Origin of the sequence: Sporosarcina sp. (assembly GCF_029257255.1) — a bacterium.
GTDB lineage: Bacteria > Bacillota > Bacilli > Bacillales_A > Planococcaceae > Sporosarcina.
The window spans coordinates 1-11672 of sequence record NZ_JARICI010000040.1 but is presented as its reverse complement, the minus strand read 5'-3'; the positions used below and the strand labels follow the sequence as shown (position 1 = coordinate 11672).

The 11672-nt window shown below is 39.0% G+C and carries 13 protein-coding genes; 4 read left to right on the top strand and 9 right to left on the bottom strand.

Features of this window, described 5'->3' with window-relative positions; translation table 11 throughout:
- Nucleotides 1–41 precede the first annotated feature (41 nt).
- Nucleotides 42–833, bottom strand: a complete 792-nt coding sequence (locus tag Q1J64_RS08790; protein ID WP_301108693.1) for an HAD family hydrolase — start codon at nt 831–833, stop codon at nt 42–44.
- 175 nt (nt 834–1008) lie between these two features.
- On the opposite strand from Q1J64_RS08790, the gene thpR reads away from it, so the two are divergent.
- A complete protein-coding gene (thpR, locus tag Q1J64_RS08785) occupies nt 1009–1557 on the top strand; it encodes an RNA 2',3'-cyclic phosphodiesterase (protein ID WP_301108692.1) in 549 nt (182 codons plus the stop codon).
- 36 nt (nt 1558–1593) lie between these two features.
- On the opposite strand, the gene Q1J64_RS08780 is transcribed toward thpR, so the two are convergent.
- Entirely contained in the window at nt 1594–3282 is a 1689-nt protein-coding gene (locus Q1J64_RS08780; RefSeq protein ID WP_301108691.1) for a methyl-accepting chemotaxis protein, read from the bottom strand.
- Nucleotides 3283–3707: 425 nt separating this feature from the next.
- Between Q1J64_RS08780 and Q1J64_RS08775 the strand changes: the two genes are divergently transcribed.
- From Q1J64_RS08775 to Q1J64_RS08765, 3 genes are all read left to right on the top strand, one after another.
- Complete coding sequence (locus tag Q1J64_RS08775; RefSeq protein ID WP_301108690.1) at nt 3708–4613, top strand: AEC family transporter; 906 nt, start codon at nt 3708–3710, stop codon at nt 4611–4613.
- Nucleotides 4614–4790: 177 nt separating this feature from the next.
- On the top strand, nt 4791–5951 hold the full coding sequence (locus tag Q1J64_RS08770) for an acyl-CoA dehydrogenase family protein (protein ID WP_301108689.1): 1161 nt from the start codon (nt 4791–4793) through the stop codon (nt 5949–5951).
- Entirely contained in the window at nt 5948–6505 is a 558-nt protein-coding gene (locus Q1J64_RS08765) for an SLOG family protein (protein WP_301108688.1), read from the top strand. Before Q1J64_RS08770 ends, Q1J64_RS08765 begins: the two co-directional genes overlap by 4 nt.
- Before the next feature lie 370 nt (nt 6506–6875).
- On the opposite strand, the gene Q1J64_RS08760 is transcribed toward Q1J64_RS08765, so the two are convergent.
- From Q1J64_RS08760 to Q1J64_RS08735, 7 genes are all read right to left on the bottom strand, one after another.
- A complete protein-coding gene (locus Q1J64_RS08760) occupies nt 6876–8006 on the bottom strand; it encodes a hypothetical protein (protein ID WP_301108687.1) in 1131 nt (376 codons plus the stop codon).
- Nucleotides 8007–8019: 13 nt separating this feature from the next.
- Complete coding sequence (locus tag Q1J64_RS08755; protein ID WP_301108686.1) at nt 8020–9270, bottom strand: ABC-2 transporter permease; 1251 nt, start codon at nt 9268–9270, stop codon at nt 8020–8022.
- On the bottom strand, nt 9270–10145 hold the full coding sequence (locus Q1J64_RS08750; protein ID WP_301108685.1) for an ABC transporter ATP-binding protein: 876 nt from the start codon (nt 10143–10145) through the stop codon (nt 9270–9272). Before Q1J64_RS08750 ends, Q1J64_RS08755 begins: the two co-directional genes overlap by 1 nt.
- Entirely contained in the window at nt 10142–10897 is a 756-nt protein-coding gene (locus tag Q1J64_RS08745) for a hypothetical protein (protein WP_301108684.1), read from the bottom strand. The genes Q1J64_RS08750 and Q1J64_RS08745 overlap by 4 nt, the downstream gene beginning before the upstream one ends.
- Nucleotides 10890–11030 carry a hypothetical protein gene (locus Q1J64_RS16705; RefSeq protein WP_367183445.1) on the bottom strand — a complete coding sequence of 47 codons (141 nt, stop codon included), beginning with the start codon at nt 11028–11030 and terminating at the stop codon, nt 10890–10892. The genes Q1J64_RS08745 and Q1J64_RS16705 overlap by 8 nt, the downstream gene beginning before the upstream one ends.
- Before the next feature lie 3 nt (nt 11031–11033).
- The gene (locus Q1J64_RS08740; protein WP_301108683.1) at nt 11034–11444 is read right to left on the bottom strand and encodes an RNA polymerase sigma factor; all 411 of its coding nucleotides are present in this window, start codon (nt 11442–11444) and stop codon (nt 11034–11036) included.
- A 132-nt stretch (nt 11445–11576) separates the two neighbouring features.
- The coding region (locus tag Q1J64_RS08735; protein WP_301108439.1) for an IS3 family transposase at nt 11577–11672 on the bottom strand (96 nt) is incomplete at its 5' end.

The following is an 11672-nucleotide window of genomic DNA, read 5'->3' as shown; positions in this document are numbered from 1 at the left end:
TCAAAAACCAGCTGATTGTAGTCAGCTGGTTTTCTTTTGATTCACTTATTAAATTCAGCCAGTATAGGAAACAGACCTTCTAAATGATCAATTTCAAATGTCGGTTTCACTTCGTCACTAGGCGGCTTATTCTCACGGTTGATCCATACATTTTTCATGCCCACTCTGCTTGAACCTAAAATATCAGTCATCAGATTATCACCAATCATCAGTCCTTCATCCGCAGTTATGCCGCAAGTATCTAGGACATGCTGGAAGATTGTCGCATCAGGTTTACCTTTACCAAAAGCCCCGGACACGATGATGTGATCGAAATACGGCGGTATCTCCGGAGAGATTGTCAACTTGATCTGCTGCAGACTCGGAGAACCATTTGTCAGCAAGATCAACTGATAGTTACCTTTTAAGCGATCGAGCACTTCAAAAGTCTCCTCGTAAATATACGGATGATTTTTCCTTTCTTTAGGAAATACTTCCGCCAACTCTCTTCCAAAAGCTTCATTATTCACGCCTAACTTCTTCAATCCTTTGACCCAAGCATCCCGCTGATAAACTGGAACAATCTCTTTCATCTTTTGAAACTCTTCGCCCGGATCATCAAATACACCCCAAAGTCCTTCAAATGGATTGATGCCAATATTTTGTGTATGAGGATACGTTTCATAAGCTGCATACAGTTCTCTTGCTTTTTGGCGCACTGCTTTCTCAAGCTCCACCGGATTAACGCCTGTTTTTTTCGTAGCATACTCGCATGTTTTCTGAAATGCCATGGCAATACTCTTTGCATCCCAAATTAGCGTATCATCCAAATCAAATATCAATGTTTTGATCATATCGCCCGCCCCTTTCATTTATTATCTTTTGTGTTAGATACATCTCTAATTATACACATTCCCCTGCTAGTTTGTCAGTTTGCTCTTCATCTTTATCATGTAAATGCAAATGTTCTGCCTTCTATGCATAGTTATCATGAAGAAGGGAATCTAATAAGCAGGAGGTGAACTGAAAGTGGCACAACATTATTTTATCGGCATCTCGATTGCCGCCCCTGCTTTTAAACTGGCAGAACAGTTCCGCGCCAAGTATATGCTGTATGAAAAATACAAAGTTCTTCCGAATAAAGATGATTTGCATATCACTATGCGGTATATTGGAGAGATGGATGAAAACCGAACTGACACCCTCATCTCTTCACTGCATAAAATCGCGAATGATCATACCAACTTTAATACGTCTATTACTGGATTAAAGTTTTTTGGATCATCTTCCGGACCGCGCGTCGTCTATCTTTCAGTTGATAAGGTAAACGCGCTCTGCAATCTGCAAATACAGATTGCCAGACGGACAGAAAAGATACTTGGATTAGAAAAAGATCACCCGTTTGTTCCGCATATAACGATTGCCAAAAAACGCAAAACGACCGATAAAATGGAGCTGACAACAGAAAAGATCACACCAGTCAACATTCAAATAAACGGCTTCACTCTGTTTAAAATCCATCCAAACATCAAGCCTTCATACGAGCCGATAGAATACTTTCCATTAAAAAAGAGCTGATTTGCCTATTCGCAAATCAGCTCTTTTTATATGTTGTTACACAGTAAATCGTCCCATATCGCTTTGAAGCTGTTCAGCCAACTCTGCTAATGTCTGAGAACTGGATGTAATCTCTTCGTTTGCTGCCAGCTGTTCTTCTGTTGCAGCACTTGTTGATTGAGCCTCAGCGGATGCCTGGATTGCTAATTCCTCTACCCGCTTTGATCCAACTGCTACTTCATCTGTCATCGCGCGAATCTCTTCAATCGCTGCAGAAACAGTAGAAACTTTCTCGCTTACATCTGATGTGGCAAGCTCGATATCCGCAAAAATCGCATTGGTTTTTTCAGTTGATGCTAAACCTTCTTCTACACGTCTATGGCCTTCATCGGTACTTGCGACAACTTTTGTCACATCTTCGATAATCGTATCAATCATCCGCCCGATTTCCTGTGTAGATTGCTTGGACTGTTCCGCCAAATTTCGCACTTCATCCGCAACCACAGCAAATCCTTTACCGTGCTCACCTGCACGAGCCGCTTCAATCGCCGCATTTAATGCCAAAAGATTTGTCTGTTCTGCTATGTTTGTGATCATTGCGGTTACATTTCTAATATTTTCTGAACGCGCGGCCAATTCATTGATCGTTACCATCGAATCACCAATCGTCTGACTGATATTGTTCATTTGATCAGTCGTTTCGGTCATTAGTGAAGAACCTTCCTTCACCAAACGGGAGACATCTTCCGAAGAGCCAAGCATTTCTTCATTATCCTGTGTGATCTGGTCAATTGCCGTTATCATTTCTTCCATAGATGCAGTTGACTGATTGACGATTTGCGCCTGCGTCTCACTTGTCTGCAGATTTTTCTCTGAAATTTCTGCTACCATTTCTGAAGCAGCCAGGCTTTCTTCTGCACTGGCAGATAATTCTTCTGATTGAACTGCCAGCTGAATCGCTGAGTCTTTTGCCCGTTGTATGATTCCCCGTAAATCTACAACCATTGAATTCAAGGTACTTGCCATATCCCCTATTTCATCACGGTTTTTAATTGTTACTTCTTCAAGAGCAAAATTCCCGGCTGACACTTCGTTAAGTGCTTCTGTCATTTGTTGAACCGGTCTGCTGATTAATCGGCTGATGATGATAGTAATGATGATACTTCCAATTACTCCAAAGGCTATGAGTCCAGCCGAAAGCAAGGTGGCGGAATTGGTATAGCTTTCTACTTCCCCCTCCACTTTTTCCTTCTGCTTATTTTGATAGTCAATTATGGTTCGAATATTAGTGGCGATAATATCTTGATAGATAGCACCATTAGTTCCCGTCTGCAAAGCTCTGTCATTGTCGCCCATTTCTATTTGAGAAATAATATTTTTGATAACTCCATCGTAATTCGTTGCTGCTGCACGAATTTCTAAAATAGCGTTTTTCATATCTTTATTGTGAATAATCTCATCTAACTCATCTAAACGCACTCGACTACTTTCTTGCTTTTCTTCAATTTCAGTTATATATGTCTTATCTTCATACAGCATGTAGCCTCGTATATTGCTCGACAAATAGTTTTGATCACTCAATTGCTGTTCTAGTAAAACTACTTTATACATGCTGTCGTCGATTAAAAACTGATACTTTTCACTAACATTTTTTAAAGACAAATATCCTAAAACTCCAACAATAATCAATATAATACTGACACTTAAAAATCCAACCCATATTTTCCTGCCCACCGTGAATTTCAAGATTTCATCCCCTTTATTCAATCAATTGAATACTTATGCGGAAGCATTCATTTATACGTAATTATACCGTAATATGTTACATGCGTATATAGTGTGGTATATTCTACGCATAAAAATGAAACCAAACACTCATTGTTTGTCTGTTAATATCGATTTGTAGTTAAAATTAGGTAATTAGACTACACATATAAATATTTATCATATTAAAACTAGTTCCATTATACCTGCACTCACATCAAAAATATTCTTCCATTTCATTGCCACTTCATTACTCTGTGCAACTTAACTATACAGTAACATGCATTCTTATACATGTGGTTTTATATAAGAGTAGATCCCTTTTTTTCTTTTCCTTGTAAATCTCTAGATTCCGTTCACTTAAAATGTTTATAATAGATTGACAGCTCAGAAAGGGCGGAATCTTCTTGGAACTTATCGGTATTATCGCACCTGTACTATTTATCTTTTTAATCGGCTTCATTGGTCAGAAGCTTCTTTCATTCGATATTAAGACCCTCTCCACAGCAGCACTTTACTTAATGTCACCATTTCTAGCTTTTCGTACATTTTATAAGAATGAGTTGGACAGCACGTATCTCTATATTGCTGCATTCGCTATCATATTGCTGGCTGTGCTATTTATAACAGTGTGGTTGACAGCTAGCGCAATGAAAGCTTCCCGATCAGAACGTTCAGCAATGATACTGAGTGCGGCTTTTATGAACAGCGGAAATTACGGTGTACCAGTTGTATTATTCGCTTTCGGTACTGATGCTTTTGATTACGGAGTCATCATGATGGTATTTCAATCGATCCTCATGAATTCCATAGGCATTTTCTTCGCTTCTATGGGCGGAGAAGCACAGGCAACATGGCGGGATTCAATGCAGCGCGTCATTCGAATGCCGTTGATCTATGCTGCCATTCTAGGTGTTATTTTTCAATACACTTCTATTAACCTGTCGGACTCCATGATGCAGGGGGTTGATTTGATAGCAGACGCTTCCATTCCCGTGGTGATGCTCGTTCTCGGCATGCAGTTAGCCATGATTGTTCGTAAGCGGGTTGCTTATCGCTACGTTACAGCTGCTACACTAATCCGGATGGTTTTCTCTCCTTTACTAGCGGTTGTTATTTTGTTTTTCCTTCCAGTCGATAATTTGCTGAAAGCTGTGCTCATTATCCAGGCGGCAATGCCCGGATCAGCGAATACGACGATGTTTGCCGTGCAGTTTGGAACCGAACCTGATTTGGTATCATTCACTACCCTTGCTACTACGTTATTGAGCCTGGTGACTATACCGATCGTGCTCTATTTAGTCATGATGTAATCTGTAATTCCTGCTAGTTTTTTGTTCTTCTGAATGGTATTTTATTTAATTTTCTAGTATACTATAATTTCATGACCTTGACGGAGATGCTCAAGGATTTCTTGTTTTTATACATACATGCTATATAGAAATAATCAATGAATGAATGAAGACTGAAGCAGTTAGGACGTGTTACTCTTGTCAACAGAACTTTTTATCACAACGGACTTTCAACGCCGATGGGTCAATGAATTGACTGAGGCAGGTCCGTTTTTCAGCAGCTTTTCAGAGCCGTCTGACAGACTATCCAAATTTCCAAAAGAGAATATACAAAAACTTGTTGAAATGGGCTATACTTCGTTAATCTTACCCGAACAGTACGGCGGAGCCGGAATCAAGGTGACGGATATGGTGCTCTTCCAAGAGACAATTGCAAAATTCGACAGTTCTAGTGCACTGGCAATCGGTTGGCATCAGGCAACTGTCGGCAACATTTTCGAAAAATCATTATGGTCTCCTGAACAACTCGATCATTTCAGCGAAGTTATCCAAAATGGCGCCCTGGTCAATCGCTCTGCAACTGAAGCTCAGACAGGAAGCCCTACACGCGGCGGCCGTCCGCACACAACTGCAGAACGTTCAGAAAACGGCTGGATTATAACGGGCGAGAAGACTTTCACTACTATGGCTCCTGCTCTCACCCACTTTTTAGTTTTAGCATGGGTGGAGGATAAACAATCTACTGGCTTCTTTTTGATTCCGCGTGAATCAGTTGGACTTTCCATTAAAGAAACCTGGCATACGATTTCCATGCGCGGAACTGAGAGTCAGACATTAGTTTTGGAACAGGTACATGTGGATCCGGAACAACTCGTTGAATTGGATCAAGCAGGTAGCTCTAGAAACACTCAAAATGGCTGGCTGCTTCATATCCCAGCCTGTTATCTGGGAATTGCACAGGCAGCACGTGATTATGCGGTTCATTTTGCAGCTACTTATCAGCCAAACAGTATGAATGAACCGATTTCTTCCCTCTTCAATATCCAGACACAAATCGGCAAAATGGATCTAGAACTGATCAAAGCACGCCATTTGCTTTATGATATTGCAGGTATATACGATAACCCGGAGCGCCGGATTCATTTACAGAATGAGTTGGGTGTTGCGAAGTCGATTGTCACGAACAGTGCAATTGAAATCGTTAATCTTGCCATGCGCATTGTAGGCGCTAAAAGCCTTGAGCTGTCAAATCCACTTCAGCGCTATTACCGCGATGTGCGTGCAGGTCTTCATAATCCTCCAATGGATGATATGACAATCACTAAATTAGCTCACGCAGCAATCAGCGGTCGGCAATGATCAAACGACTGTTGATCAGCGGCTACAAAGCTCATGAATTAGGCATTTTCAATGAACAGCATCCCGGTATCGCTATTATAAAAAAAGCATTGACCGATCACCTTCTCGCCTTGCTTGATCAAGGATTGGAATGGGTGATCGTCAGTGGACAGCTCGGAATTGAAACTTGGGCGGTCGAGTGCGTATGGGAACTGCAGGAAGATTATCCGGAGCTGCAATATGCAGTCATCACTCCTTTCCTCGATCAGCAGGCCAACTGGAATGATGAGAAGAAAGAAATGTATGAACAGATCATCGCAATGGCAGACTACTCCGTGAGTCTAACAAACAAACCCTACGAGGCACCCTGGCAATTCGTAGAGAAGAATAAATTTCTTCTGCGCAACTCTGATGCTTTGCTGCTTGTATACGATGAAGAGAATGAAGGTTCTCCAAAATTCATTAAGCAGATAGCTGCACAATTAGCTGAAACAACAGATTATGAACTTTTAACTATTACCGCTGATGATCTGCAGCTGATTGCTGAGGATTTACAGCGTGAACAGTGGGAATAAAGAAAGCGTACGTCTATAAAAGCGTAAACCGTTCAGTTCACCGGTATAGAAATCAAATAAACACCAAAAGAGTCCTAATTCGTGTATATGAATTAGGACTCTTCCTTTTTGCCAAGGATTTCACCACTTGTCGAAATAGTTTACCAGTGGTGCGACGCTTAGAATATTAAAAATAAAAGCCTAATCCATTTAATTTAAATGAGTAATTAGACTTATACTATTAAACAAATGCCCCCGATTGATGAACTAAATAAATTATCATTTCATGTTAATTGTATCAAACTCTTAAACGAATTAGTCGAATCGATTAAAAAAATGATTTTTTATCAAAACAAAAAACGAGAACCCTTTGTGGGATCTCGTTTTTTCATTATAAAATATCCAACTTCTTTTCCCGTTTCCATAAAATCGCGGTAAATATAATCACAATGATAATCATCGCACAATAAGAAATCAGTGACAGCCACTTCGGATTCCATATGGAAATCATCTCAGGCAACAATGGATATAACCCAACGATTAGAAACCCGACAACAAATGGAATTTGAATACCTATCAATGAAACCATATTCGGAACGAGACTTGAGAATGCCATGGAAAGTAATGCAAAGACTAGCCCGATAGTATAGATTCCAGCAATGCACAGCAATATGAATTGGAAGAATGTCGGGTCGAACCAGGATACATTTCCAATAAAGGTATTAACTCGTACGTCAAAAAACATGGATGTGTTATTCAAAGAATATAAACTAAGATAAACAGACAACGATGCTGTGATTACTATGAATGTCGCAATGACACCTGCGAGAATTTTTGTTTTGAAAAGATTTCGTCCTTTTTTTGTTGTATATTGTAGTGGCACAAGTTGTCTCGAACGATCTTTCAAGATAGTTGGAGAGATGACTAGTACGACGCTGAAAAGTATGGCAATGCCAACATTAGCAATGAACGTTTTAAAATTCTTAATGGCCACATCCGTATAGACACCAAATTTTTCTTGTTCAATAAATTCTTCCCAACGTTTTTTCTGTTGTTTATTGAATTCGTCTGTGATGATTTCTTTATACTCAAAAAAACTAAGCAATTGCTCTCGCTCCTGTAACTCCCAAAAAAGATTAACTGATTGGTGAAAAAACAAATCATCATGAAGCTTGCTTATTTTTTCCGGAGAATTCCACCAATCATAGGACTGAAACTTTTCATAAGATTCTAGTCCTTCATTAACGAATTCTTCTCTAGACTGCAAATAATGATCTGCTTCCTCGACTAGGTCAGAATACGTCTTTTTAAAGTCAATAAACTCGTCTTCATCCATTGTTATTCCATATTTATCGATCATTTCAATTCCTATCGTATAAGATGAACTGTCATCCAAACCATTCGGAAAATATTTAATATCAAACTCAATGAGCAGAAAATACAGAACACTATTAATAAAAATAAGAAATACAAGCATCTTCCACGTTAATATCTTTTTCAATTCATTCCATAATACACGCATTGTCCCTACCCCCTTACTGAATGTCCATTTTTCTAAAGCGTTTATACGTTATGGTACAAAAAACAATCGTAATAATCGTCCAGCAGCTAATTGTCATCCATTCAAAGTTCTTGAACAGGATCAATCCGCTGCTTCCCATGAACGATTGCGATATTGCCATCGTTAGTGTTGATAATGTATATGAAGATACGAAAAACAGGTTGGAGGACTTCGGCATGAAGGTTGGTAAAAGCCATGCTAGGATAAATAACGTTGCAACGAGAAAGAATGTAATGTAACTGTTTTTCACTATGACAGCTAAGGCAAAAGTCAAACCTGAAAATAGCAGTTGGATGATGAAAACAAGTACAAGTACTCCCACTAAAAATTCACCTACGGATAGATCCCACCAGGAGACATAAGGAAAAGGTTTTTCCCAATTCAACGCACTGCTAATCGACGTTTTCCAAACATGTGAGTAATCGAATAGGAAGAAATATGTTCCGAGCGTAATCGTGAATAAAAATAGTGAAATAACTGTAGAAACTGTCAATGATGCAGCCAACTTGTCCTTCATCAACTTTCTGCCACGGCGTGTCGAGTATGTAAGCAGCTGTGTCCTGTTCTCAAACTCATACGAAGTAATTAGCGCGGTCATCAAGACAATCAACAGCAGTGACTCAATTATGATGTGCATGAATACCGTCTTGAAGAGAAAACTATGCATGAAATACGGCTTACCTGCAAAAAACCACTCTTTATGCTCTTCATTTTTGATCATTTCCTTAAAACGTTTCGCAAATTCTTCATTTTCTCGTAAATAAGTTTCAGCGGCTTTTCCGCTTATCCCATAACCATTTAGATCACCACGTGCCCCATCTTGCACATCAATTTCCGCATAACTTGCGTCAATCGAATTTGCCATACCAAAGTACATTTCCTTTAGTTGTAAGCTATTGAAGAATTCCCAGTCTCTGTCGCTATATTGTTCCTGCTCCTCAAATCGTAATCCATCCAAAAAATCATAAATACTCTCAAATTGCTTACCGGTGATTTCTGTTAACTCCGAGAGGTCACTTTGAATGTCTTTTTCGAACTGCTTCAGCGATTCGTCAGTTATTTCTCTACCGTATCGATCAATAATTTCATTCACCATTTTCAATTCTTCTTTATGGTCGGATGAACTGACGATGATGAAGATATTAAAAGCAGAGAAAACGATAAGTAATGTGATTAAAATAGGCGATGTTAGTGCCTTTTTACATTCATGAAGGAAAATGCGCATTAGTTTTCCCCTTCTAACTCATCCCGGTATTCGTATAAGAATACATCCTCTAGTTGCGGAGGAACAGATGTCCATTCATCTTCCGAATGGACTTTATGAATGAAACGGACGGTCATTTGTCCGTATTCCTGCTTTTCGGAAAGTAAGATGTATTTTTGTCGAAAGTATTCCAACTGGTCAAAGTCGATGGTTGTTTCAAAAACACTCCCATTTAACGTCGCACATATGTCTTCAACCGAATCTTTATAGAGTAACTGTTTATTTCTAATCATAATTATTTCATTTGCAATCGATTCAATATCCGATACGATATGTGTTGAGATGATGACGAGTCGTTCACGTGCTAAATCCGTTAGCAAGTGCCTGAAACGCGCGCGTTCTTTCGGGTCGAGTCCCGCTGTCGGCTCGTCCAAAATAAGAATTTCCGGATCATTCAGTAACGCTTGTGCAATGCCGACACGTTGAATCATCCCACCGGAAAACTTCTTCATCTTTTTATTCACGACATCGCTTAAGGCTACTTTCTGTAATAACTCGTCAATCTTACTAAGGGCTTCTTTTTTACCAATTCCTTTTAGCGCCGCCAAGTAGAGCAAGTATTGCTTAGGTGAATAGTTTTTGTAGTAGCCGAATTGCTGTGGTAAATAGCCGAGCATTTCACGATATTGATCATCCATATCGTTAATATTCTTTCCGTTATATAAGATTTCTCCTTTGGTCGGGGATATCAATGTCGCCAACATTTTTATTAACGTTGTCTTTCCAGCCCCATTCGGTGCTAGTAAACCATATAGACCATTACTGAACTCGAGATTCACATTTTGTAGTGCAGTAAAGTCCCCATATTGCTTGCTTACATCTTTTACAACAATCATTCAAATACCCCTTCCGTCTGCTTGAACTGTATTAATTTTTTCAAATACCGTACATACATAAATACAATTACGAGTAAAACTACTGCATTGACAACAATGGGTGTTTTCATAAGCAAATCATTATATAAGTTGACATTTATCGACTGTAAAACGAGATTTGCGATTGTCCATCCTATAACTGTGCCGACAACAATTACTGTCGTTCTTCGCTTCATCAAAGCAAATAGTAAAATAATGGAAAACAAAAATAAAGCAGTAATCGAAAGTAGAAACGCCCGCATGAATTGAATTTCTTCATATTGTATAGCTAGAATTGCTACGACAATCGTATTTAGCACACTGGAAAACACACTGAAAACGAGCATCCTAAATGCGATAATTTGATAGACGTTATATTTACAAGACATTTCCACGTCATACGTATGATTTTGCGTTTTCCGTACATACGTGAAGATCGACAAGACCAGAAACAGAATTGGTGATAGCAAAAAGATATAGCCATACATATCATGAATTTCATTATAGTATGGAAGAAAGACAATCAATCCGATCATCATCGTAACTAGTAATGTAATGAATGTGATTTCCAAACGATCAGAGAATATATGCCGTAAGCCGACTTGCTGCATCATTGACTTCAAATACGATGGGAAATTTTGTTTAGGTTTCACGCCTACAGATACAATCTTATCTATTTGAATCCGAATTGTTTGTTCATCCAAATCAGGGACGCTAAATCTTTCCTTATTCATCGTTCCTCTCCTCCATTTCTGCACGTATCTTTTTTAAAGATGAATAGTATCTTGTTTTCACTGTCGACAAAGGAATGGATTCCATCGTAGCAATTTCTCTCAATGTGTACTCTCCGAACAGTTTAAGTCGGATAATCTATTGTGCGCTGGATTCTAACTCATTTACAATTGCAGTTACTTTTTTAACATCCTCTTTGTATTCAAATGAAATTACCATATCTTCCTCGTCCATAATCTCATAGTCATCAATTTGTCTAGCCATTTGCGTGTATCGATAAGATTTAGACCGATAGTAATCAACGATTTTATTAGACGCCAACCTGTAAAGCCATGTGCGAAACGAAGCTTTTTTTCGATCATATGTATGAATGGATTGCAAAGCACTAATGAATATCTCCTGCGTCAAATCAAGTGAGAGATCCTTGTCCAACGTTTGTTTATAGCTAAATGCATAGATTTCTTTGTAATACTTGGAAACGAGTTCATTCGCTGCTGATTCACTAGCGTTCGTCTGTATTTGTTTTATCCAGCGTTTTTCTCTGTCCATGATTCACCACATGCTTTCCACATATCATTGTCTCTTAAGTATATTCGTAATTGGTCTGCAAAAAGTTTGTCGATTTGAAAATAAATAAAAAAGGTCTCCAATGTAGTGACCCCTAAAAGTTAGAGTTTTATATTACGCAGCTAGTTGGCTGGTGTGTAGACGGTATTGTACCGGACTCATGCCAGCCAATTTCTGTTTGATACGTTTGTTGTTGTAATAATGAATATA

Excerpts from the sequence above, each read along its gene's own strand:
- Q1J64_RS08750 (WP_301108685.1), bottom strand. The coding sequence starts at position 10,145 with ATGATTGTTGTAAAAGATGTAAGCAAGCAATATGGGGACTTTACTGCA.
- Q1J64_RS08745 (WP_301108684.1), bottom strand. The coding sequence starts at position 10,897 with ATGAATAAGGAAAGATTTAGCGTCCCTGATTTGGATGAACAAACAATT.
- Q1J64_RS08765 (WP_301108688.1), top strand. The coding sequence starts at position 5,948 with ATGATCAAACGACTGTTGATCAGCGGCTACAAAGCTCATGAATTAGGC.
- Q1J64_RS08760 (WP_301108687.1), bottom strand. The coding sequence starts at position 8,006 with ATGCGTGTATTATGGAATGAATTGAAAAAGATATTAACGTGGAAGATG.
- Q1J64_RS08740 (WP_301108683.1), bottom strand. The coding sequence starts at position 11,444 with ATGGACAGAGAAAAACGCTGGATAAAACAAATACAGACGAACGCTAGT.
- Q1J64_RS08755 (WP_301108686.1), bottom strand. The coding sequence starts at position 9,270 with ATGCGCATTTTCCTTCATGAATGTAAAAAGGCACTAACATCGCCTATT.
- Q1J64_RS08790 (WP_301108693.1), bottom strand. The coding sequence starts at position 833 with ATGATCAAAACATTGATATTTGATTTGGATGATACGCTAATTTGGGAT.